Source organism: Pseudomonas farsensis, from assembly GCF_014268805.2.
In the GTDB taxonomy this organism is placed as follows: domain Bacteria; phylum Pseudomonadota; class Gammaproteobacteria; order Pseudomonadales; family Pseudomonadaceae; genus Aquipseudomonas; species Aquipseudomonas farsensis.
Map to the genome: position 1 here is coordinate 927,782 of NZ_JABWRF020000001.1, position 21,905 is coordinate 949,686.

Below are 21,905 nucleotides of genomic sequence, written 5' to 3' on the forward strand. Positions count from 1 at the left end.
CTGTGAGCGGCTTGTTTATCACCCTGGAAGGCCCCGAAGGCGCCGGCAAGAGCACCAACCGCGAGTACCTGGCCGCACGCCTGCGTGAACACGGTATCGATGTGCTCATGACCCGCGAGCCAGGTGGCACGCCGCTGGCCGAGCGCATCCGCGAACTGCTGCTGGCGCCGAGCGACGAAACCATGGCCGCCGACACCGAACTGCTGCTGATGTTCGCCGCCCGTGCCCAGCACTTGGCCCAGGTGATTCGCCCGGCCCTGGCACGTGGCACTGTGGTGCTTTGCGATCGTTTTACCGACGCTACCTACGCGTACCAGGGCGGTGGCCGCGGGCTGTGCGTCGAGCGCATCGCGACCCTTGAGACTTTCGTCCAGGGTACGCTGCGCCCCGACCTGACCCTGGTCTTCGATTTACCCATTGAAATTGGCCTGGCCCGCGCTGCGGCCCGTGGCCGGCTGGACCGTTTCGAGCAAGAAGGGCATGCGTTCTTCGAAGCCGTCCGCCAGGCCTACCTGCAGCGTGCAGCCCAGCATCCGCAGCGCTACAGCCTGCTTGATGCCGGCCAGCCGCTAGAGGCCGTACAGCGCGCCATCGATGGGCTGGTGCCGGGCATCGTGGAGCGTTGCCGTGGCTGAAGCCTACCCCTGGCAGCAGGCGCTTTGGCAGCAACTGGCCGGGCGCAGCCAGCATGCCCACGCTTACTTGCTGCACGGGCCGCAGGGTATCGGCAAGCGCGCCATCGCCGAGCGGCTGATGGCACTGCTGCTGTGCCAGCGGCCCCAGGCGCTTGAGGCGTGCGGGCAGTGCAAGGCATGCCTGCTGCTCAAGGCCGGTAGCCACCCGGACAACTTCATCCTCGAACCCGAAGAAGCCGACAAGCCCATCAAGGTCGACCAGGTGCGCGAGCTGGTCTCGTTCGTGGTGCAGACGGCCCAGCAGGGCGGGCGCAAGGTCGTGCTGATCGAGCCCGTCGAGGCGATGAACATCAACGCCGCCAACGCCTTGCTCAAAAGCCTCGAAGAGCCGTCGGGCGATACCGTCCTGCTGCTGGTCAGCCATCAGCCAAGCCGTTTGCTGCCGACCATCAAGAGCCGCTGCCAACAGGTGGCCTGCCCGCAGCCGAGCCTGGGGCAAAGCACTGCCTGGCTGGCCGAGGCCTTGGCCGAAACCAGCGAGCAGGACCGCGAAGAGCTGCTGACCCTGGCAGCCGGCTCGCCGCTGCTGGCGGTGAAGCTGCAGGCCCAAGGTGTGCGCGAGCAGCGCGCGCTGGTTACCGAGGGCGTGAAAAAGCTGCTCAAGCAGCAACAGTCGCCTACCCAGTTGGCCGAAGCCTGGAACACTGTGCCGCTGCTGCTGCTGTTCGACTGGTTCTTCAACTGGTCGCAGTTGATCCTGCGCTATCAGTTGACCCAGGACGAGGACGGGTTAGGCTTGGCCGATATGCGCAAGGTGGTGCAGTACCTGGCGCAGAAGAGCCGCCAAGGCAAAGTGCTCGAGGTCCAGGCGTGGATCCTCGAACAACGCCAGAAAGTGCTCGGCAAGGCCAATCTCAACCGTGTGTTGCTGCTCGAGGCATTGCTCGCCCACTGGGTGCAACTGCCGGGCAGCCGCTGACTTTCATTTTATTCATGTGTGCCGCGTCCCCATGCTCGTAGATTCCCATTGCCACCTCGACCGTCTTGACCTCAGCGCCCACCACGGCTCCCTCGATGCTGCCCTGCAGGCCGCCCGTGCGCGTGGCGTCGGGCACTTTCTGTGCATTGGCGTCAGCGCCGAGAACGCAGGCGCGGTAAAGGCGCTGAGTGAACGCTATGCCGATGTCGATTGCTCGGTGGGCGTACACCCACTTGACCTGGCGCCGGGTGAAACCCCGGCGCTGGAATGGCTGCTGCGTGAACTGGCCCATCCGCATGTGGTGGCCATTGGCGAAACCGGCCTCGATTACCACTACGAGCCGGAGGCTGCCGAGCTGCAGCAGGCCTCGTTCCGCTTGCATCTGGAGGCTTCTCGGCAGACCGGCAAGCCGGTGATCGTGCACACCCGCGCCGCCCGCGCCGATACCCTGGCGTTGCTGCGCGAGGCCAACCTGCCCCAGGCCGGCGTGCTGCACTGCTTCACCGAAGACTGGGAAATGGCCAAGGCCGCACTGGACCTTGGCTACTACATTTCGCTGTCGGGCATCGTCACGTTCCGCAATGCCGACGCATTGCGTGACGTGGCCCGGCAGGTGCCGGTCGACCGTCTGCTGGTCGAAACCGACTCGCCGTACCTTGCGCCGATTCCCTATCGCGGCAAGCCCAACTTGCCGCAGTACGTGCGTGAGGTGGCTGAGTACGTCGCCTCGCTGCGTGGCGCCAGCTACGAGCAACTGGCCGCGCAGACCACTGCCAACTTCAAGCGCCTGTTCCCCCTGGCGCGGGTCGCCTGAGGGCAGTTGGCAACGCGGTGACAAAAAAAACCCGGGTTCTGGGGGGGAATCCGGGTTAAGACCATTAGGAGTAAAACAAAGGTACGCGGTCCCTGGCACCTTTATTGGCACGCCGCTAGGGGGGATGCGCTATGCCAACACTTCTAGTATTGGTCAGCTTTACCGGGCTGCCAGTCTGAATTGGTCGTTTTTTAAACAGATTTGGAATACGTCAGCCATCTGTTTGCGATTGCCAGCATGGCAGGGTGGCGGATGCGCCATGTGCAAGGCCAAGTCCGCCCGAACGTATCGTGAAACACACCTGAGAGTGGAAGATCCGTGCAATTTGCCAACACTTAGGCATAATCATCCGCTTCGAATGTCATCCCAGTCCTTCCCATGCAGAAAGAACCTCGTAAGGTCCGTGAATTTCGCCGCCGCGAGCAGGAAATCCTCGATACCGCGCTCAAACTGTTCCTTGAACAGGGTGAGGACAGCGTTACCGTTGAGATGATCGCCGACGCCGTAGGCATTGGCAAAGGCACGATCTACAAGCACTTCAAGTCCAAGGCCGAGATTTACCTGCGCCTGATGCTCGACTACGAGCGCGACCTGAACGAGCTGTTGCACTCGGCTGATGTCGACCGTGACAAAGAAGCCCTGTCGCGTGCCTATTTCGAATTCCGCATGCGCGACCCGCAGCGCTACCGGCTGTTCGACCGCCTTGAAGAAAAGGTAGTCAAGGGCAACCAGGTGCCAGAGATGGTCGAGCAACTGCACAGCATTCGTGCCTCCAACTTCGACCGACTGACCCAGCTCATCAAGGGCCGCATCAGCGAAGGCAAGCTCGAAGATGTGCCGCCGTACTTCCATTACTGCGCCGCCTGGGCGCTGGTGCACGGTGCGGTGGCCCTGTACCACTCGCCGTTCTGGAGCAACGTGCTGGAAGATCAGGAAGGCTTCTTCCAGTTCCTCATGGACATCGGCGTGCGCATGGGTAACAAGCGCAAGCGCGACCCAGAACCCGCCAACTGACGCAACTTTGCCGGCAGGGCTTGCCAAAACCTGATTTATAAGTCAGGTTTTGCCGGCCCGATTCTTCCATGCCGGAGTCCCCATGATCGTCGACCGTCAAGGCAGGCGCTTTCGCAACCTGCGCGTCAGCCTGACTGCTGCCTGCAATTACGCCTGCACGTATTGCGTACCCGATGGCAAACGCCTGGTGGCTGCGCAGGACGAGTTGTCTGCGCAAGCGCTAGTGCGCGGGGTGGCGTATCTGGTGGAGGCGGCGGGCGTCGAGCGCTTGCGTATTACCGGCGGCGAACCCTTGCTCAGCCCACGCCTCGACGCATTTGTGCAAGGCGTTGCAGGCCTTGGCCTGAGCGATATCAGCCTGACCACCAACGGCCAGTTGCTAGAGCGCAAACTGCCGTTGCTGCGCGATGCCGGCATCCGCCGCTTGAATGTGTCGCTCGACACCCTCGACCCAACGGCCTTTCGCCGCATTGCTCGCGGCGGTGACCTGGCCACTGTGTTGGCCGGCATGGAGCAGGCGAGGGCGGCGGGCATGGCAATCAAGGTCAATATGGTGCCGATGCGCGGGCAAAATCTCGACCAGGTGCTGCCGCTGCTCGGCTACTGCCTTGAGCGCGGCTACGAGCTGCGCTTTATCGAGCTGATGCGCATGGGCCATTTGGCCCGTGACGGGGCCGCCTTCCTGCAACAGTTTGTCAGCCTTGAGCAGTTGCTGGGGTTGATTGGCCAACGTCATGTCTTCGAACAGGCGCCCCGCCCGCTGGATGCTACCGCGCTGCGCTACAGCATTCCCGGCAAGGGCCACTTCGGGGTCATTGCCAACGAAAGCGTGCCGTTTTGCCGTACCTGCTCGCGCCTGCGCCTGTCCTCCACCGGCTGGCTGCATGGCTGCTTGTCGTCGGGCAGCCGCCATTATGTCGCCGACCTGCTCGACAAGCCGCGTCATCAAGCTCTTCCCGGGTTGCAGCGGTTGTTGGTCAAAGCCTTGGCCGACAAGCAGGAAGTGGCGTTTTCCGGGGATGTCATGGTGATGAAGGTGATCGGCGGCTGACTCTGGCGCAAAAGCTGCATCTGGCGGCTATTCGCCGGTTTTTCGTCACCGGCCTCTGGAGGAAAGATGCGTAGCCTGGTCTTGCTGCTGGCGCTGATGGCGCTGGGCGGCTGCATGAATGTCAGCGATATGGGCGAAGGCGTCCGTTACCACATGAGCGATGCGGGCTTGCTGGATCACAGCGACACCACCCGGACCCTGTCGGTGCGCCTGCAGCCGGACTCGTTCATCTTCATCGGCCAGGGTGCGTTCATGCCGCCCGGCAAAGGCCCGCTGCCCAAGCAGAATGCCGTAGCCGAAGAAGCCTTCAAGAGTTTCGTCGAGTACTTCCCGCTGGTGCGCCGTGCACAAGGCCCGTTGGGCCTGGAACAGGCCATCGCCGAGGCGCGCTCGGTGGGCGCCGACTATGTGCTGTACACCCGCTTCGCGCGGACCGACGACCGTATAAGCAACGGCGATGAGTGGTACGACGACCAGGCCGTCGACCGCCTGGGTTGGGATACCGGTGTGGTGCAGATGATGCTGATCGAGACCAGCACCCGCTACCTGATCGACACTGCACGCATCAAAAGCCGTGGCGGTTTGTTGACGTTCCACGACAACACGCCGCAGGATTTGCTTGGTGCGCCCATGCGCGAGTACGCTCGTAGCCTTCTGGGCATGAGCCGCTGAGCGAGCAACCGATGACTGAATCCGGCAAGGCCAACGATCTGTTGGCACAAATCCCAAGTGCCAAAGGGCTACCGCCGGTGCACCTGTGGAACCCGGATTTCTGCGGTGATATCGACATGCGCATCGCCCGGGACGGTACCTGGTACTACCTGGGCACGCCCATTGGGCGCAAGCCGATGGTACGGTTGTTTTCCACCATCATTCGCCGCGACGGCGATGCCTATTTCCTGGTAACCCCGGTTGAAAAAGTCGGTATCCAGGTGGATGACGCCCCCTTTGTGGCGGTGCTGGTCGATGTGCAAGGGCAGGGCGAGCAGCAGGTGCTGAGCTTTACCACCAATGTCGACGAGCAGGTGCTGGCTGGCCCCGACCACCCACTGCGGGTCGTCACCGACCCCGTCACGGGCGAGCCCTCGCCCTATGTGCGGGTTCGCAGCAACCTTGAAGCGTTGGTGCACCGCAACGTGTTCTACCAGTTGGTCGAGCTGGCAGTCCCGCGCCTGATCGATGGCCAGGAGTGGCTTGGTGTATGGAGCGCGGGCGAGTTCTACCCGATCGGGCCTAGCGCCTGAGGTACCAGCGGCCAGTTACCTGTGTAGCGCTTTGGCCAAGCGCTGCATGGCTGCTTGTATTTCATGGGCGGCCAGCGACGAATAACCCAACAGCCAGCCTTGTTTCTTCTCCTCGCCTGCGTACAGGCGGCTGAGGCCAGGCAGTTGCACGCCTGCGCTGGCAGCCTGGCGAATGGTCTTTTCCTCCGCCCAGCCTTCGGCCAACAGGCATGGAATCTGTAGCCCGCCCTGGGGCCGCAGGGCGGTGACAATACCGCTCAGATGCTCGCCGATGGCATCGAGCATTGCCACGCGCCGGCCGGCGTAGAGCTTGCGCATGGCGCGCACGTGGGCGTTGTAATGGCCGTCGTCCATGAAGCGCGCAAGGGTCAGCTGAAGAATCTGCGGCGTATGGCCATCCATGATGCTGCGCGCGTAGGTGAAGGCCTTCACCAACTCTGCGGGCAACACCATGTAGCCTATGCGCAACCCCGGAGAGAGCGTCTTGCTGAAGGTGCCGATGTAGATCGTGCGTTGGTGCTTGTCCAGGCCTTGCACGCACGCGGTCGGCAGGCCGTCATAGTGGAATTCGCTGTCGTAGTCATCCTCGATGATCCACTTGCCATGTTGATGGGCCCAGCGGATCAGCTCCAGCCTGCGCTCCAGGGGCAGTGTTGCGCCGGTCGGGTATTGATGGGACGGCGTGACGTACACACAATTGGCCCCGCTGCGGTCAGCCTGTAGCAGGTCGGTGCGGATGCCCTGCGCATCCACTTCTATGGGTACGACCTTGGCCTCAGCGGCTTCGAACGCTTTTTTTGCGCCGAAGTAGCCCGGGTTCTCCAGCAGGATCGGCTTGCCGGCGTCCACCAGCAACTGGGCGCACAGGAACAGGGCCTGGCGTGTGCTGCTCAACACCAGAACCTGCTCGGGGCAACACTTGGCGCCCCGTTCGAGGTTCAGGTAGGTGGCGATAGCCTTGCGCAGGGGCGCGGCGCCTTGCGGGTCGCCATGCAGCAGTACGCTGGCGCGGTAGTCCTTCATGACTTGGCGCTGCAAACGCTCCCAAACATCTGCCGGAAACGTCCGGGTTTCTGGCAGGCCTGTGGCAAAAGCCTTGACCACTTGTTGGTCGCTGATGCCGCCGCTATCCAGAAGCATCTGCCCGCGTCGGCTCAGGCCTGCTTCGGGCGCCGTCTCGCGGCGCGTTGCCTGTTGCAGCTTCACCCGTTGCGGCTCTGCGCCGCGTAACACGGCGCCCAATGTTTCGGCGACATAGCTGCCAGAGCCTGCGCGGCGCACGATAAAGCCATCGCGGTGCAGTTGCACGTAGGCGTTCTCGACCGTGTCGCGGGCAACGCCGAGTGACTTGGCCAAGGCGCGAGTGGCCGGCAGCTTCAGTGCCGGGGCCAGGTTGCCGTCCAGAATCATGCCGCGCAGGGCACGCTGAATGCGCTGGTGCAGGTCGAGCACCTGCAATTCGCCGTCGTGAACGCGCATCTTCAGCGTATCGAACTCGAAGGTTTTCGCCATGTGGTCTGCTCACATTCCTTGAATTGGCCTGAAGCGGCAGGCCATTTTATTCGTAGACTCGTTCCCTCGCCAACACCTGAATGCAGGGAGCAACCCGCGCAATGTCTTCTACAGCCGTTCGTTCACGTATCCGCCCAAACGACCTGATTCACCCGATTGTCGCCGGGCTGATCTCGGTCATTGTCAACTATGGCGGCACCTTCATCCTGGTATTCCAGGCCGCCAAGGTCGCAGGGCTCAGCCCTGAGCTGACCGCCTCCTGGGTGTGGTCTGTGTCGATTGGCGTAGGGGTTACCGGGCTGCTGTTGAGCTGGGTGACGCGTGTGCCGATCATCACCGCCTGGTCGACCCCTGCGGCTGCGTTTCTGGTGGTAGCCCTGGGCAGCACGCCGTATGCCGAGGCAGTGGGCGCCTACATGATCTCGGCAGCAGCCTTCGTGCTGCTGGGGTTGTCCGGGTGCTTCGAAAAACTCATCCGGCTGATCCCGCAGGGCGTGGCCGCAGGGCTGTTGGCCGGCATCCTGCTGCAATTTGGCATTGGTGCTTTTGGCGGCATGAGCCTCGACCCGCTGCTGGTCGGTTTGCTGATCGCGGCCTACATGCTGTTCAAGCGGTTCAGTGCGCGCTACGCCGTGGTGGGGATTCTCGGGTTGGGGCTGGCCTTTCTGCTGGTTCAGGGGCGTGTCGACATGTCTGGGCTGGCCCTGCAATTTGCGGCGCCGGTATTCACGCGCCCGGAGTTTTCCGTCAATGCCCTGCTCAGCGTGGCGTTGCCGCTGTTTCTGATCACCCTTACGGGCCAGTACATGCCGGGCATGCTGGTGTTGCGCAATGATGGCTTCAACACCAGTGCCAACCCCATCGTGACCCTGACTGGGCTGGGGTCGCTGCTGATGGCGCCGTTCGGTTCCCATGCCTTCAACATCGCCGCGATCACCGCCGCCATCTGCACCGGCAAAGAGGCCCATGAGGTGCCATCCAAACGCTGGATCGCAGGCATTGCCGCGGGTGTGTTCTATATCCTGGTCGGGGTGTTCGGGGTAACCCTTGCCGCCGTGTTCATGGCGTTTCCGGCCACTTTCATCACTACATTGGCGGGCCTTGCCTTGCTGGGTACCATTGGCGGTAGCCTGGCGAGCGCCATGGCCGAGGGCAAAACCCGGGACGCGGCGTTGATTACTTTTCTGGCAGCTGCTGCCAACATCAACTTGCTCGGCGTTGGCGGGGCGTTCTGGGGCCTGGTGATCGGCCTGCTGGCCTATGGGGTGCTCAACGGGCGTTTGCCAATTCGGCTGCCAAGGCGGTAGCGCTGAAATAAAAAAACCGCCAGGAAGGCGGTTTTCGAAGATTTGGCTCCGCGACCTGGACTCGAACCAGGGACCCAATGATTAACAGTCATTTGCTCTACCGACTGAGCTATCGCGGAATCTGCCGCTATCTTATTCGCGGCCTTGAGAAAGTCAAGCTTCCTCAAGGTAATCAACGAGTTACAGTACCGCTACGATGGCCTTGCAGACCACATGGATGTTGCTCTGGTTCAGGGCAGCGACCGCAATACGGCCGGTGTCCAGGGCATAGATACCGAACTCGTTCTTCAGGCGTGCGACCTGCTCGCAGGTCAAGCCCGAGTAGGAGAACATGCCGACCTGGCGGCCAACGAAGCTGAAGTCGCGGTTGGCGCCGTACTCGGCCAGCAATTGCACCATTTGCTTGCGCATGCCGTGGATGCGGGTACGCATCTCGCCAAGCTCGGTTTCCCACATCTGGCGCAGCTCATCGCTGTTCAGGACTGCGGCAACGATGCTGGCACCGTGGGTGGGCGGGTTGGAATAGGTAGTGCGGATCACGCGCTTGACCTGCGACAGCACGCGGGTGCTCTCGTCTTTCGAAGCGGTCACGATCGACAGTGCGCCTACGCGCTCGCCGTACAGCGAGAACGACTTGGAGAACGAACTCGAAACGAAGAACTCCAGGCCCGACTCGGCAAACAGGCGCACGGCAAAGGCGTCTTCGGCGATGCCGTCGCCAAAGCCCTGGTAGGCCATGTCGAGGAACGGCACGTGGCCCTTGGCCTTGACCACTTCAAGCACGTTTTTCCAGTCGTCCAGCGACAGGTCGACGCCGGTCGGGTTGTGGCAGCAGGCGTGCAGGACGATGACCGAACCCGATGGCAGGTTGTTGAGGTCTTCGAGCATGCCGGCACGGTTGACGTCGTGGCTGGCGGCATCGTAATAGCGGTAGTTGTGCACCGGGAAACCAGCCGCTTCAAACAGTGCACGGTGGTTTTCCCAGCTTGGGTCGCTGATCGCGACGACCGCGCCAGGTGCCACGCGCTTGAGGAAGTCGGCGCCGATCTTCAGTGCGCCAGTGCCGCCCACGGCCTGCACGGTGACCACGCGGCCAGCGGCCAGCAGCGGCGAATCAGCGCCGAACAGCAGCTTTTGCACGGCCTGGTCGTACTGCGCGATACCGTCGATCGGCAGGTAGCCGCGCGATGCGTGCTGTGCAGCACGAGCGGTTTCGGCTTCGATCACTGCGCGCAGCAGTGGAATGCGGCCTTCCTCGTTGCAGTACACGCCCACACCGAGGTTCACCTTGTCGGTGCGCGGATCGGCGTTGAAGGCTTCGTTCAGGCCCAGGATAGGGTCGCGGGGTGCCAGCTCGACAGCGGAAAACAGGCTCATTGTTACATTGGCTCTGATAGGAGAGTGATAGGGGTTGCACGCTCCAGCCGAATGCACTGAAGCGGTGCACAAACGGGGAGTCAGTATAGTGATACCGACCGGTCACTGCGACAGTTGGGCGCGCCTTTTGCTGCCGTTTGCGCAAATATTTTTCAACCATTGGTCGAATTGCCCGGTCCATTGAAACAGGCGTTCACAGCTCGGGGTCGGATGCGTCGCCCGGGCAGCGCTTTTAGGTATAGACTACTGGCTAAATTTACAGTTACTGCAGCGCCCGAGAGGTCCGTCATGTCCGAGTTCCAGCTCGTCACCCGCTTTCAGCCGGCCGGCGACCAGCCTGAGGCCATCCGTCAAATGGTCGAGGGCATCAATGCCGGCCTTTCGCACCAGACGCTGCTGGGGGTAACCGGCTCGGGCAAGACGTTCAGCATCGCCAACGTCATCCAGCAGGTGCAGCGCCCGACCATGGTGCTGGCGCCCAACAAAACCCTGGCAGCGCAGTTGTATGGCGAGTTCAAGGCGTTCTTCCCCAACAACGCGGTCGAGTACTTCGTCTCCTACTACGACTACTACCAGCCAGAAGCCTACGTGCCGTCATCGGACACCTTCATCGAGAAGGACGCCTCGATCAACGACCATATCGAGCAGATGCGCCTGTCGGCCACCAAGGCCCTGCTGGAGCGGCGCGATGCGATCATCGTCACCACGGTTTCGTGCATCTATGGTCTGGGTAGCCCCGAGACATACCTGAAAATGGTGCTGCACGTCGACCGTGGCGACAAACTCGACCAGCGCGAACTGCTACGCCGCCTTGCCGACCTGCAGTACACCCGCAACGAGATGGACTTCGCCCGTGCCACGTTCCGCGTGCGTGGCGATGTGATCGACGTGTTCCCCGCCGAGTCGGACCTTGAGGCCATCCGTATCGAGCTGTTCGATGACGAGGTCGAGAACATTGCCGCCTTCGACCCGCTGACGGGCGAGGTCATCCGCAAACTGCCGCGCTTCACTTTCTACCCCAAGTCGCACTACGTCACCCCGCGCGAGACATTGTTGGGGGCAGTGGAGGGCATCAAGGAAGAACTCAAGGACCGCCTTGAGTACCTGCACAAGCACAACAAACTGGTCGAGGCCCAGCGTCTCGAACAGCGTACCCGGTTTGACCTTGAGATGATCCTCGAGCTGGGTTACTGCAACGGCATCGAGAACTACTCCCGCTACCTGTCCGGGCGCCCGGCCGGCGCTCCGCCGCCCACGTTGTATGACTACCTGCCGCCAGATGCGCTGCTGGTCATCGACGAATCCCACGTCAGCGTTCCCCAGGTGGGCGCCATGTACAAGGGCGACCGCTCACGCAAGGAAACCCTGGTCGAGTACGGCTTCCGCATGCCCTCGGCGCTGGACAACCGGCCAATGCGTTTCGATGAGTGGGAGGCGGTCAGCCCGCAGACCATTTTCGTCTCGGCCACGCCTGGCCCGTACGAGGCCGAACACGCCGGCCGCATCATCGAGCAGGTGGTGCGCCCCACCGGGCTGATCGACCCCGAGGTCGAGGTTCGCCCCGCGCTTACCCAGGTCGACGACCTGCTTTCGGAAATCGGCAAGCGTGTGGCGGTGGGGGAGCGGGTGTTGGCCACCACACTGACCAAACGCATGGCCGAGGACCTTACTGATTACCTGGCCGACCACGACGTGCGGGTGCGTTACCTGCACTCGGACATCGACACGGTCGAGCGGGTGGAAATCATCCGCGACCTGCGCCTGGGGACCTTCGATGTGTTGGTGGGCATCAACCTGCTGCGCGAGGGCCTGGACATGCCAGAAGTTTCCTTGGTGGCGATTCTTGACGCCGACAAGGAAGGCTTCCTGCGCTCGGAGCGTTCGCTTATCCAGACCATCGGCCGTGCGGCGCGTAACCTCAATGGCAAGGCGATCCTGTACGGCGACAGCATCACCGGCTCGATGCAGCGCGCCATCGACGAAACCGACCGGCGCCGCACCAAGCAGGTGGCCCATAACGAAGCCCACGGCATTGTGCCCAAGGGCGTGGTCAAGGACATCACCGACATTCTCGAAGGCGCCACGGTGCCGGGGGCGCGCAGCAAGAAGCGCAAGGGCCAGGCCAAAGCTGCCCAGGAAGCCGAGCGTCTTGAGGCCGAGCTGCAGACGCCTGCCGATGTCACCAAGCGCATCAAGCAACTGGAAGAGAAAATGTTCCAGTTTGCCCGCGACCTCGAGTTCGAGGCCGCCGCACAGCTGCGGGACGACATCGGCAAGCTGCGCGAGCGCCTGCTGACCCTCTGACCGCTCACAGCAGAGTGCTGAAAGCTGCTTTCGTCGGAGCAGGCTTGCTCGGAGTGCAGAACCACCGCGATGGGGCGCAAAGCGGCCCCGCCGTTCCAGCGCAAAACCTGCATCACTGGAGCCAAGTGCCCGCTCCCTGCTAACATCCGGCCTTTGTTTCAATCTTCGTCCGAGACCCTCAATGACCACCGTTCGCACGCGTATCGCGCCATCGCCCACTGGCGACCCCCATGTCGGCACCGCCTACATCGCCTTGTTCAACTACTGCTTCGCCAAGCAGCATGGCGGTGAGTTCATCCTGCGTATCGAAGACACGGACCAACTGCGCTCCACGCGCGAGTCGGAGCAGCAGATCTTCGACGCCCTGCGCTGGCTCGGTATCGAGTGGAACGAAGGCCCGGACGTCGGCGGCCCACACGGCCCCTACCGGCAGAGCGAGCGTGGCGAAATCTACGCAAAATACGCCAAGCAACTGGTCGATGCCGGCCATGCCTTCTATTGCTTCTGCACCGCCGAAGAGCTGGAGCAGATGCGCGCCGAGCAGATGGCCCGCGGTGAAACCCCTCGTTACGACGGCCGTGCGCTGCTGCTGAGCGACGAGGAAGTGCAGCGCCGCCTGGCAGCAGGCGAGCCGCATGTGATCCGCATGAAGGTGCCAAGCGAAGGCGTATGCGTGGTGCCGGACATGCTGCGCGGTGATGTCGAAATTCCATGGGACCGCATGGACATGCAGGTGCTGATGAAAAATGACGGCCTGCCGACCTACTTCCTGGCCAACGTGGTCGATGACCATCTGATGGGCATCACCCACGTGCTGCGTGGCGAAGAGTGGCTGCCGTCGGCGCCCAAGCTGATCAAGCTGTACGAGTACTTCGGTTGGGAGCAGCCCAAGCTGTGCTACATGCCACTGCTGCGCAACCCCGACAAGAGTAAGCTGTCCAAGCGCAAGAACCCGACCTCGGTGACCTTCTACGAGCGCATGGGGTTCATGCCTGAGGCGATGCTCAACTACCTGGGCCGCATGGGCTGGTCGATGCCCGATGAACGCGAGAAGTTCTCCCTGGCCGAAATGGTCGAGCACTTCGACCTGTCGCGTGTCTCGCTCGGCGGGCCGATTTTCGACATCGAAAAACTCAGCTGGCTCAACGGCCAATGGCTGCGCGAATTGCCGGTGCACGAATTTGCCGAACGCGTGCAGAAGTGGGCGTTCAACAGCGACTACATGATGAAAATCGCCCCCCATGTTCAAGGCCGGGTCGAGACCTTCAGCCAGATCGCACCCCTGGGCGGCTTCTTCTTCGAAGGCGCGCTGAAGCTCGATGCGAAGCTGTTCGAAAGCAAAAAACTGTCTGCTGACCAGGTGCGTCAGGTCATGCAGTTGATTTTGTGGAAGCTCGAAAGCCTGCGCCAGTGGGAAAAGGACCGCATCACCGGTTGCATTCAGGCGGTAGTCGAGTCGCTGGAGCTCAAGCTGCGTGACGCCATGCCGCTGATGTTCGCTGCCATTTCCGGCCAGGCGAGCTCGGTTTCTGTGCTTGATGCCATGGAAATTCTTGGCCCCGACCTGACCCGTTTCCGTCTGCGCCAGGCCCTCGACTTGCTCGGCGGTGTGTCGAAGAAAGAAAACAAGGAATGGGAAAAACTGCTGGCCAACATTGCTTGAGCCAGCTGTCGGAGCGCCGCAGCGAGGCTGCGACGCTCCGAGCCAACAGGGCAGGGCGGTAAGTGATTGTTATCTGTGAAAAAGTTTTTGGTTTTTTTCAAGAATTCGTTTGACAGCCCCGCAATCGGATCTTAATATGCGCCCCGTCCACAGCGATGAACAAAAACGAGTTGCCAGGCACCCAGCCAGTAATTCTGTTCAAAGCGACATTGTGGGGCTATAGCTCAGCTGGGAGAGCGCCTGCATGGCATGCAGGAGGTCAGCGGTTCGATCCCGCTTAGCTCCACCAAATTCCGCTTAACAGCCAAGGCTGGTAAGCAAGATCGGGTACAGCACCGGGTCTTGAAGGTAAGAAGGTTCGTCCCCTTCGTCTAGTGGCCTAGGACACCGCCCTTTCACGGCGGTAACAGGGGTTCGAGTCCCCTAGGGGACGCCAGTTTTACACAAGCGATGTTTAAGTATGTCGCTGGGCCGCGAGGCTAAAAATCCGGGGCTATAGCTCAGCTGGGAGAGCGCCTGCATGGCATGCAGGAGGTCAGCGGTTCGATCCCGCTTAGCTCCACCAATTTTGCCGCGGTTCGTTTTAAACGAATCGGCACGAAGGTTACGTCCCCTTCGTCTAGTGGCCTAGGACACCGCCCTTTCACGGCGGTAACAGGGGTTCGAGTCCCCTAGGGGACGCCATTTTTACCCGCGTCTTGCGGGAGTTGAAAGGCTCATCATTAGTTAGATGAGCCTTTTGTTTTACCTCGGGGCTATAGCTCAGCTGGGAGAGCGCCTGCATGGCATGCAGGAGGTCAGCGGTTCGATCCCGCTTAGCTCCACCAATCCGCCACGGTTCGTTTTGAACGTACCGGCACGAAGGTTAAAGTCCCCTTCGTCTAGTGGCCTAGGACACCGCCCTTTCACGGCGGTAACAGGGGTTCGAGTCCCCTAGGGGACGCCAATTTTTTACCCGCGTTTTGCGGGACTTATAAGGCTCATTCGCTTATTGAATGAGCCTTTTGTTTTTTCTGCCCTCCAAAAAATAGCCCAGCCGATCAGCGGCTGCAGTTTCTGCTTGCCAGAAAATATTATGCGCATAATATGTTGTTCATAATATTTCGAGGCGCGCATGAACGATAAAAAAGCCAAAACCCGCGAACGTATCCTTGATGCTGCTCGCAGCGCGCTCATCCAGCACGGCCCCGCCGAGCCGAGCGTCAGCCAGGTAATGGGGGCTGCCGGGCTTACCGTAGGTGGGTTCTACGCGCATTTCGACAGCAAGGACGAGCTGATGCTCGAGGCCTTCAGCCAACTGCTTGCCGAGCGCCGCGCGCTGCTCGCCAGTGCTGACGCAAACCTCGACGGCGCAGCGCGACGCGCGTTGGTGGCGGCGTTCTACCTGTCGCGCAAACACCGCGATGCTCAGGTGCAAGCCTGCCCGATCCCCAATGCCCTCAGCGAACTCGCGCGTCTGCCCCAAGCTTTCCGCGACGTATTGGTCGAGCACATCGAGCTGATGACCGCGCAAATGGTCGACTCCCCGGAGGACATCGACAAGGCGCTTGCCGATTTCGCTCTCATGGTTGGCGGCCTGGCCGTCGCCCGTGCGCTGGGCGACGGCGAGTTGTCCGACCGTGTTCTGCGCGCCGCCAAAACGGCAGTTATCTGAACTGAAGCACCTTTTGGAGCATGACGATGGCTACCCTGACCTGGATTCGCGGCGTCAACGGCACCCTTGGCCACTTTGCCCCCGAACATATTGCCGGGCGTATGCGGCGCGCCTTCATGACGCCGCGTAACCTGCCGCCGAGGCAGTGGGAGCTACCTCTGTTAGCCACGGCCGAGCGTATTACCCTGCGCTTTGGCTTGTCGGCGCTGCGCTGGGGCCAGGGCCCTACGGTATTGCTGATGCATGGTTGGGAAGGGCGGCCGACCCAGTTTGCTGCGCTGATCGACACTTTGGTCGTGGCCGGGCACACCGTGGTGGCACTGGAAGGTCCAGCCCATGGCCGCTCTCCTGGGCAACAGGCGCATGTGGTGTTGTTTGCCCGAGCCCTGCTGGAGGCAGCGGCGGAGCTGCCGCCATTGCGCGCTGTGATCGGCCATTCGATGGGCGGCGCCAGTGTGTTGCTGGCATTGCAGTGGGGGCTGCGCGCAGAGGCTGCGGTGAGTATTGCCGCGCCTGCGCAACTGCTCGGGGTATTGCGCGGCTTTGCCCGGCACCTGGGCATGCCGGCGCGAGCGCGCGCCGCATTCATTCGTCAAGTGGAGCGCGATGTCGGGGTGCAGGTGGCGCGCCTTGATGTGAGCCGCTACCAGCTCGACCTTCCGGGGTTGGTGGTACACGCCGCTGATGATTCACTGGTGTCAGCCGGTGAGTCGCAGCTCATTCACAAGGCCTGGTTCGACAGCCAACTGATGCTGCTCGAAGAGGGCGGCCACCAGCGCGTGCTGGCCGACCCGCGCCTTGGCCAGGCGGTGCTTGAGTTGCTGGCGCGCGCCGTGCAGCGTGTCCGGCAAAGCGCCTGAGCATCCGTTACACTCTGCCCGTTGACTGACGCCGGGAGCGGGCATGAACTGGGATCTGGAAGCACCATTCGTTATCGACCTGCGCGTCGGCGGCGAAGACATCGATGGCCTTGGCCATGCCAACAATGCCGTGTACGTGACCTGGCTTGAGCGCTGCGCCTGGCGCCACTCGCAGCGTCTGGGCCTGGACCTTGCCGAATATCGCCGCCTGGACCGAGCGATGGCGGTAGTACGTCACGAAATCGATTACCTTGCAGCGGCGTACCAGGATGATGAATTGCAATTGGCCACCTGGATCGTCGATTGGGACATGCGCCTGCGCATGACCCGGCGTTTCCAGCTCAAGCGCCCAAGCGATGGCGTGACCCTGTTGCGCGCGCAAACCACCTTTGCCTGTATTGAACTGTCCACGGGCAAGCCCCGCCGGATGCCGGCCGAGTTCATCGAAGGTTATGCACCGGCGCTGATCGGCAACTGAGCGCTGGCGAAACTTTGCTAGACTGCCGCCTTTTGCGCCCCGAGACCCTCAAATGCAAATTGCTCTGGCCCCGATGGAGGGGCTGGTCGACAACATCCTGCGTGATGTCCTCACTCGCGTGGGTGGCATCGACTGGTGCGTGACCGAGTTCATCCGCGTCTGCGACCGCCTGCTGCCTGAGTCCTCCTTCGACAAACTTGCACCCGAGCTGCGCCATGGCGCACGCACGGCGGCAGGCGTGCCGATGCGCGTGCAGTTGCTTGGTTCGGACCCGGTATGCCTGGCAGAAAACGCAGCCCTTGCCTGCGAGTTGGGCGCACCGGTGATCGACCTTAATTTCGGTTGCCCGGCCAAGACCGTGAACAAATCCCGTGGCGGGGCCGTGTTGCTCAAAGAGCCCGAGCTGCTGCATGCCATCGTGCGTGAAGTGCGTCGCCAGGTCCCTGCGCATATCCCGGTCACCGCAAAAATGCGCCTGGGCTTTGATAGCCCCGATGGCGCGCTGGACTGCGGCATCGCCTTGGCCGAAGGTGGCGCCGAGCACCTGGTGGTGCATGCCCGCACCAAGGTCGAAGGCTACAAGCCGCCAGCCCACTGGGAGTGGGTGGCGCGGGTGCAGGATGTGGTCAAGGTGCCGGTGTTCGCCAATGGTGAAATCTGGACCGTTGACGACTGGCGGCGTTGCCGCGAAGTCAGCGGCGCCGAGCACATCATGCTGGGCCGCGGGCTGGTATCGCGCCCAGACCTTGCCCTGCAGATTGCCGCTGCCCGCGATGGCCGTGACTACACGCCCATGAGCTGGGGCGAAATGCTGCCGTTGCTGCGCGAGTTCTGGCGGCAGGCCCAAGCCAAGTTGTCGCCGCGCTATGCGCCGGGGCGCATGAAACAGTGGGTAGCGATGCTGACCCGCGGTTATCCCGAGGCGGTCACCTTGTTCGCCGAACTGCGCCGCGAAGATGACTGCCAACGCATCAGCGCATTGCTGGGCGTGTCCGCGCTGCCGTTGCAGGCTTCGGTTGCCTGAAATTGCACCCCGAAAAAATTTTGCAGGTGGGCCTTGAAAGCGTTTTGGCGGCCCCTATCTCTTTGAGTACGCGATGCCGAAGTCGGGTCGCGCAGTGACTTACTTGCTGATTCTCAGGAGTTTATGACTATGACTACTGCTTTCTCCCTCGCTCCACTGTTCCGTAATTCCGTGGGCTTCGACCGTTTCAACGACTTGTTCGAATCGGCCGCCCGCAATGAGGCAGGTAGCAGCTACCCGCCCTACAACGTGGAGAAACACGGCGAAGACAAGTATCGCATCGTGGTTGCCGCGGCCGGCTTCCAGGATCAGGACCTCGACTTGCAGGTCGAGAAGGGTGTTCTGACGGTTACCGGTGGCAAGCGCGAAAACGATACGGCCAATAGCGTCACTTATCTGCACCAGGGCATTGCCCAGCGCGCCTTCAAGCTGTCGTTCCGCCTGGCGGACCACATCGAGGTACAAGGCGCAGGTCTTGCCAACGGCCTGCTCAGCATCGAACTGCTGCGCATCGTGCCGGAAGAGGCCAAGGCCAAACGCATCCCGATCAACGGCGAAAAGCCTGCGCTGAACTAAGTTCGGTAGGATGCACAAAGAGGGCACCTTCGGGTGCCCTTTTTCATGCACGTGTTTCAGTAGTCTGCTGGAGCTTCCAGCAACATCTGCCTGAACTCCAGCAGTGGCAGGGGCCTGCTGTGCAGGTAGCCTTGGTAAAGGTGGCAGCCCAGCTGTTCCAGAAACGCCAGTTGCTCGGTCAGCTCGACCCCTTCGGCTATCACTGCCAGGTCAAGGCTGCGCGCCATGGCCACGATGGCGCGGACGATTTCGGCGTCGTTAGGGTCGATGGGGGCATCGCGCACGAAGGTCTGATCGATCTTCAGGGCATCCACCGGCAGCCGCTTGAGGTAGGTCAATGACGAATAGCCAGTGCCAAAGTCGTCCATGGCAAAGCTCACCCCATAACGCTTGAGTTCGCGCATCTTGCTGATGGTGTCCTCAAGGTTCTGGATGACGATGCCTTCGGTGATCTCAAGCTTGAGCATGTGCCGGGGCAGGTGAAAGTCGTCCAGGCTGCGCAGCACCCGCGCGACGAAATCGTTTTGGCGAAACTGGCGCGGGCTTATGTTTACGCACAGGCTGAAATCTTCGGCATCGATCAGCCCGTCGGCCAGCATGCGCGCGCAGGCATCGCAGGCTTCGTCGAGGATCCAGCTGCCAACTTCAAGAATCAGACCGCTTTCTTCCAGTACCTGAATGAACTGGGACGGCGCTTGCTGGCCCAGTTGCGGGTGGTGCCAGCGCAGCAGCACTTCGGCCCCGATGATGCGGTTTTCCCGCGCATCGACCTGGGGCTGGAAGTGCAGCGCAAGTTCCCCCCGGGCCAGGGCCATGCGCAGGTCGTTTTCCATGCGCAGGCGCTCGCTGGCGGCCTTTTGCATGGTTGTGTGGAACAGTTGCGTGGTGTTGCGCCCCGAATCCTTGGCGCGGTACAGCGCGATGTCGGCGCGCTTGAGCAGGTCAGCTGGGGTCACGCCGTGGTCCGGGATCAGCGCCACGCCAATACTGGGTGTTACCTGCAGGCGCTGGCCGTCCAGCGACATTGGCTCTGCCAGCAACTCGCGCAGGGTGTCTGCCAGCTCGCGCACCTTGCTCTCCACCAGTTCGCGGCTACCCTCCAGGCCACTGAGCAACACCACGAACTCATCGCCACCCAGGCGCGCCACGGTGTCTTCAAGACGTACGCTGGCCTCAAGGCGGGCGGTGATGATTTTCAGCACCGTGTCGCCCACCGGGTGGCCAAGCGAGTCGTTGATGTGCTTGAAGTGGTCCAGGTCGAGAAACAGCAGGGCGCCGCGCAGGTTGTGGCGCTTGAGCAGGGCGATCTGCTGGCTCAGGCGGTCCATCAGCAACGCGCGGTTGGGCAGGTTGGTCAGCGGGTCGTGGTAGGCGAGGTGGCGGATCTGCGCCTGGGCGTTCTTCAGCAGGCTCACATCGCGTGCGGTCAGCAGCAGGCAGTCGGTTTCGTTGAGGCTGATCGGCTCGACCGATACCTCGACGGTAAGAATATCGCCCTGCTTGTTGCGCCCGAGCATTTCCCGATGGTGCACCCGCCCGTGCTCACGCAGCTCGGTCAGCAACGCCGTGCGCTGCTTGTCGTCGGCCCAGATGCCGATATCGTGAACCGATTGCCCGATCACTTCATCGGCGCTATAGCCGGTCAGGCGGGTAAAACCGTCATTGATTTCCAGATACCGACCGCTCTCGCACTCGGTTATGGTGATGGCATCAGGGCTTGAATGAAACGCCTTGGCGAATTTTTCCTCGCTAGCCTTCAACGCAGCTTCGGCGCGCTGCTGCTGGGTGATGTCACGCAGGGTGGTGACGCTGCATGGCTGATTGTCGACACTGATCAGGCGACTGGAAATGACACACGTCAGCGGTGTGCCGTTACGATGATTGACGCCCACCGCGACGTTGCTCAACGCCTGTTCGCGGATCACCCGTTCGATGCGTTGGGCGCGTTCGACAGACTCAGCCCACAGGCCCAGCTGCTGGGCGGTATTGCCCAGCACCTGCTCGGCGGTCCAGCCAAAAGTCAGGCTGAACGCCGGGTTGATCTCGATGAACTGGCCGGTGTCCTGGCGAGTGACGAATATCGGGTCGGTACTGACCTGGAACAGGCTGGCGAACTTTTCTTCCGAGGCGCTCAGGCGCTGCTCGCGCTCTACCTGGTCGGTGATGTCGAGCAGAGTCCCGGCCATGCGCAGGGGGTTGCCTTGTTCGTCGCGGTAAAGCCGGGCTCGGCTTTCGATGTAGCGCGAGCCGCCGTTTTCCAGCTCTACCCGGTAGGTAATCTGGTAATTGCCCGCTGGCCCTTCGCGCAGGCTGCGGTAGGCGTGGCGCATGACCTCGCGCTCGTTCTCAGGCATGCCCTCGAAAAACGCTTCGAACGACTCGTGGAACGGCGCCGGGTCCAGGCCGTGCAACTGCGCCGCGCGGGCCGAGCCGTAAAGCATGCCACTTGGAATGTGCCAGTCCCAGGTGCCCAGCTGGGCGGAGTCCAGCGCCAGGTCCAGGCGCTCCTGGCTGTCTTTCAGGGCAAGCTCGGCGCGCTTGCGCTCGCTGGTGTCGACGAAAGTGCTGATCAGGTACGTGACGCCCTCAATTTCCACCCCCTGCGTGCACAGAATGCCATCGTGGACCTTGCCGCTGGTGGCGCGGAACTGCACCTCCATGGTCAGCGGCCCGCTGCCCCCGCGTGTGGCTTCAAGCACTTGGTGGCGCTGCTCGGGGTTGACCCACAAGCCCAGCTCGATGCTGGTCTTGCCGATCACCAGCGGCCCGGCCCAGCCGAACAGGTGTTCGAAGTGCTGGTTGACTTCAATGATCAACCCGTCGTGGCGGCGGGTCAGCAAGACCGCGTTGGGGCTCAGGTGAAACAGGGTGGCAAAGCGCTTTTCCGAGTTGATCAACGCGGTTTCCCGTTCCCGCTGCCGGGTTATCTCGCGGATCACGCCGATCATCTGCCGCCGCCCTTGGGCGTCGTGGGTGAGGCTGCCGTTTATCTCCAGCCAGTGCAGGCTGCCATCAGGCCAGCGGATGCGGTGGCGCATGGCCTGTTCGACGGGTTCACCGTTGACCACCGCCTGGAAAGCCTGGCGGGTGCGGGCGCGGTCCTCGTCAGGCAGCAGGTCGAGATAGTCGACATCGTTGGGCAATGCACGCTGTGGATCGAAACCGAATAGCGCCTGGGTGCCGCGCGACCAGCTGACCCTGCCGGTTTCGATGTCCCATAGCCAGGCGCCCAGGCGTGCGCCATTGAGTGCGGCCAGCAACTGCGGTGCGTTCTGCCAGGCCTGCTCGGAGGCTTGTGGGTCGGCAGCGGGTATGCGCGGCAGGCGCGGAAAACGGTTCGCTGATTTGGGCATCGGTACCAGACCTTTGGCGGATATCGCGTCCTTGTGGGGTAAGGCCGCCCAGGCTCCTTG

The 21,905-nt window shown here is 62.1% G+C and carries 18 protein-coding genes and 7 tRNA genes; 21 read left to right on the plus strand and 4 right to left on the minus strand.

Annotation, left to right across the window (positions count from 1 at the left end; genetic code table 11):
* Nucleotides 1-2 precede the first annotated feature (2 nt).
* The 7 genes from tmk (at nt 3) to HU719_RS04165 (ending at nt 5,737) form a co-directional block, all read left to right on the plus strand.
* Entirely contained in the window at nt 3-635 is a 633-nt protein-coding gene (gene tmk, locus HU719_RS04135) for a dTMP kinase (RefSeq protein WP_186521113.1), read from the plus strand.
* On the plus strand, nt 628-1,614 hold the full coding sequence (locus HU719_RS04140; RefSeq protein ID WP_186535341.1) for a DNA polymerase III subunit delta': 987 nt from the start codon (nt 628-630) through the stop codon (nt 1,612-1,614). Before tmk ends, HU719_RS04140 begins: the two co-directional genes overlap by 8 nt.
* A 31-nt stretch (nt 1,615-1,645) precedes the next feature.
* Nucleotides 1,646-2,428, plus strand: coding sequence for a TatD family hydrolase (locus HU719_RS04145; protein WP_186521111.1), 783 nt, complete (start codon nt 1,646-1,648; stop codon nt 2,426-2,428).
* 378 nt (nt 2,429-2,806) lie between these two features.
* Nucleotides 2,807-3,442 (plus strand): TetR/AcrR family transcriptional regulator, encoded by a 636-nt coding sequence (locus tag HU719_RS04150; protein WP_019473685.1) that lies wholly within the window; start codon nt 2,807-2,809, stop codon nt 3,440-3,442.
* Nucleotides 3,443-3,524: 82 nt separating this feature from the next.
* Nucleotides 3,525-4,493 (plus strand): GTP 3',8-cyclase MoaA, encoded by a 969-nt coding sequence (locus HU719_RS04155; protein ID WP_186521110.1) that lies wholly within the window; start codon nt 3,525-3,527, stop codon nt 4,491-4,493.
* A gap of 66 nt (nt 4,494-4,559) precedes the next feature.
* Nucleotides 4,560-5,165, plus strand: a complete 606-nt coding sequence (locus HU719_RS04160) for a DUF4823 domain-containing protein (protein WP_186521109.1) — start codon at nt 4,560-4,562, stop codon at nt 5,163-5,165.
* 11 nt (nt 5,166-5,176) lie between these two features.
* Entirely contained in the window at nt 5,177-5,737 is a 561-nt protein-coding gene (locus tag HU719_RS04165; RefSeq protein WP_186535350.1) for a DUF1285 domain-containing protein, read from the plus strand.
* A gap of 15 nt (nt 5,738-5,752) precedes the next feature.
* Here HU719_RS04165 and pdxR read toward each other — a convergent pair whose 3' ends face one another.
* Nucleotides 5,753-7,249, minus strand: coding sequence for a MocR-like pyridoxine biosynthesis transcription factor PdxR (gene pdxR, locus HU719_RS04170; RefSeq protein WP_186521107.1), 1,497 nt, complete (start codon nt 7,247-7,249; stop codon nt 5,753-5,755).
* A 101-nt stretch (nt 7,250-7,350) separates the two neighbouring features.
* Here pdxR and HU719_RS04175 point away from each other — a divergent pair, with 101 nt between their 5' ends.
* On the plus strand, nt 7,351-8,556 hold the full coding sequence (locus tag HU719_RS04175) for a benzoate/H(+) symporter BenE family transporter (RefSeq protein WP_186521106.1): 1,206 nt from the start codon (nt 7,351-7,353) through the stop codon (nt 8,554-8,556).
* A gap of 43 nt (nt 8,557-8,599) precedes the next feature.
* Here HU719_RS04175 and HU719_RS04180 read toward each other — a convergent pair.
* Together HU719_RS04180 and HU719_RS04185 are read right to left on the minus strand one after the other, a co-directional pair.
* Nucleotides 8,600-8,675, minus strand: a tRNA-Asn gene (locus HU719_RS04180).
* A 61-nt stretch (nt 8,676-8,736) separates the two neighbouring features.
* The gene (locus HU719_RS04185) at nt 8,737-9,933 is read right to left on the minus strand and encodes an amino acid aminotransferase (protein ID WP_186521105.1); all 1,197 of its coding nucleotides are present in this window, start codon (nt 9,931-9,933) and stop codon (nt 8,737-8,739) included.
* A 288-nt stretch (nt 9,934-10,221) separates the two neighbouring features.
* Between HU719_RS04185 and uvrB the strand changes: the two genes are divergently transcribed.
* The 13 genes from uvrB (at nt 10,222) to HU719_RS04250 (ending at nt 18,492) form a co-directional block, all read left to right on the plus strand.
* Complete coding sequence (gene uvrB, locus HU719_RS04190) at nt 10,222-12,237, plus strand: excinuclease ABC subunit UvrB (protein ID WP_186535352.1); 2,016 nt, start codon at nt 10,222-10,224, stop codon at nt 12,235-12,237.
* Nucleotides 12,238-12,418: 181 nt separating this feature from the next.
* On the plus strand, nt 12,419-13,900 hold the full coding sequence (gene gltX, locus HU719_RS04195; RefSeq protein WP_186535354.1) for a glutamate--tRNA ligase: 1,482 nt from the start codon (nt 12,419-12,421) through the stop codon (nt 13,898-13,900).
* Nucleotides 13,901-14,113: 213 nt separating this feature from the next.
* A tRNA-Ala gene (locus tag HU719_RS04200) sits at nt 14,114-14,189 on the plus strand.
* Nucleotides 14,190-14,260: 71 nt separating this feature from the next.
* A tRNA-Glu gene (locus HU719_RS04205) sits at nt 14,261-14,336 on the plus strand.
* A 53-nt stretch (nt 14,337-14,389) separates the two neighbouring features.
* Nucleotides 14,390-14,465, plus strand: a tRNA-Ala gene (locus HU719_RS04210).
* Nucleotides 14,466-14,508: 43 nt separating this feature from the next.
* Nucleotides 14,509-14,584, plus strand: a tRNA-Glu gene (locus HU719_RS04215).
* Between the two features lie 67 nt (nt 14,585-14,651).
* Nucleotides 14,652-14,727: transfer RNA gene (locus HU719_RS04220), tRNA-Ala, on the plus strand.
* 43 nt (nt 14,728-14,770) lie between these two features.
* A tRNA-Glu gene (locus HU719_RS04225) sits at nt 14,771-14,846 on the plus strand.
* 168 nt (nt 14,847-15,014) lie between these two features.
* The gene (locus tag HU719_RS04230) at nt 15,015-15,554 is read left to right on the plus strand and encodes a TetR/AcrR family transcriptional regulator (RefSeq protein ID WP_186536949.1); all 540 of its coding nucleotides are present in this window, start codon (nt 15,015-15,017) and stop codon (nt 15,552-15,554) included.
* A 26-nt stretch (nt 15,555-15,580) separates the two neighbouring features.
* The gene (locus tag HU719_RS04235) at nt 15,581-16,414 is read left to right on the plus strand and encodes an alpha/beta fold hydrolase (RefSeq protein WP_186521334.1); all 834 of its coding nucleotides are present in this window, start codon (nt 15,581-15,583) and stop codon (nt 16,412-16,414) included.
* Nucleotides 16,415-16,457: 43 nt separating this feature from the next.
* Nucleotides 16,458-16,892, plus strand: a complete 435-nt coding sequence (locus HU719_RS04240; protein ID WP_186521332.1) for an acyl-CoA thioesterase — start codon at nt 16,458-16,460, stop codon at nt 16,890-16,892.
* Between the two features lie 52 nt (nt 16,893-16,944).
* A complete protein-coding gene (locus HU719_RS04245) occupies nt 16,945-17,916 on the plus strand; it encodes a tRNA dihydrouridine synthase (RefSeq protein ID WP_186521330.1) in 972 nt (323 codons plus the stop codon).
* A gap of 129 nt (nt 17,917-18,045) precedes the next feature.
* A complete protein-coding gene (locus tag HU719_RS04250) occupies nt 18,046-18,492 on the plus strand; it encodes an Hsp20 family protein (protein ID WP_186521328.1) in 447 nt (148 codons plus the stop codon).
* A 56-nt stretch (nt 18,493-18,548) separates the two neighbouring features.
* Here the strand turns inward: HU719_RS04250 and HU719_RS04255 are convergent, their stop codons facing one another.
* Nucleotides 18,549-21,845, minus strand: coding sequence for a PAS domain S-box protein (locus HU719_RS04255; protein ID WP_186536948.1), 3,297 nt, complete (start codon nt 21,843-21,845; stop codon nt 18,549-18,551).
* Nucleotides 21,846-21,905: the final 60 nt, after the last annotated feature.

Coding starts and splice junctions, on each gene's coding strand:
- HU719_RS04240 (WP_186521332.1), top strand. CDS start 16,458: ATGAACTGGGATCTGGAAGCACCATTCGTTATCGACCTGCGCGTCGGC.
- uvrB (WP_186535352.1), top strand. CDS start 10,222: ATGTCCGAGTTCCAGCTCGTCACCCGCTTTCAGCCGGCCGGCGACCAG.
- HU719_RS04155 (WP_186521110.1), top strand. CDS start 3,525: ATGATCGTCGACCGTCAAGGCAGGCGCTTTCGCAACCTGCGCGTCAGC.
- HU719_RS04250 (WP_186521328.1), top strand. CDS start 18,046: ATGACTACTGCTTTCTCCCTCGCTCCACTGTTCCGTAATTCCGTGGGC.
- HU719_RS04175 (WP_186521106.1), top strand. CDS start 7,351: ATGTCTTCTACAGCCGTTCGTTCACGTATCCGCCCAAACGACCTGATT.
- HU719_RS04160 (WP_186521109.1), top strand. CDS start 4,560: ATGCGTAGCCTGGTCTTGCTGCTGGCGCTGATGGCGCTGGGCGGCTGC.
- HU719_RS04255 (WP_186536948.1), bottom strand. CDS start 21,845: ATGCCCAAATCAGCGAACCGTTTTCCGCGCCTGCCGCGCATACCCGCT.
- HU719_RS04150 (WP_019473685.1), top strand. CDS start 2,807: ATGCAGAAAGAACCTCGTAAGGTCCGTGAATTTCGCCGCCGCGAGCAG.
- HU719_RS04235 (WP_186521334.1), top strand. CDS start 15,581: ATGGCTACCCTGACCTGGATTCGCGGCGTCAACGGCACCCTTGGCCAC.
- HU719_RS04145 (WP_186521111.1), top strand. CDS start 1,646: ATGCTCGTAGATTCCCATTGCCACCTCGACCGTCTTGACCTCAGCGCC.
- pdxR (WP_186521107.1), bottom strand. CDS start 7,249: ATGGCGAAAACCTTCGAGTTCGATACGCTGAAGATGCGCGTTCACGAC.
- gltX (WP_186535354.1), top strand. CDS start 12,419: ATGACCACCGTTCGCACGCGTATCGCGCCATCGCCCACTGGCGACCCC.
- HU719_RS04165 (WP_186535350.1), top strand. CDS start 5,177: ATGACTGAATCCGGCAAGGCCAACGATCTGTTGGCACAAATCCCAAGT.
- HU719_RS04185 (WP_186521105.1), bottom strand. CDS start 9,933: ATGAGCCTGTTTTCCGCTGTCGAGCTGGCACCCCGCGACCCTATCCTG.
- HU719_RS04230 (WP_186536949.1), top strand. CDS start 15,015: ATGAACGATAAAAAAGCCAAAACCCGCGAACGTATCCTTGATGCTGCT.
- HU719_RS04245 (WP_186521330.1), top strand. CDS start 16,945: ATGCAAATTGCTCTGGCCCCGATGGAGGGGCTGGTCGACAACATCCTG.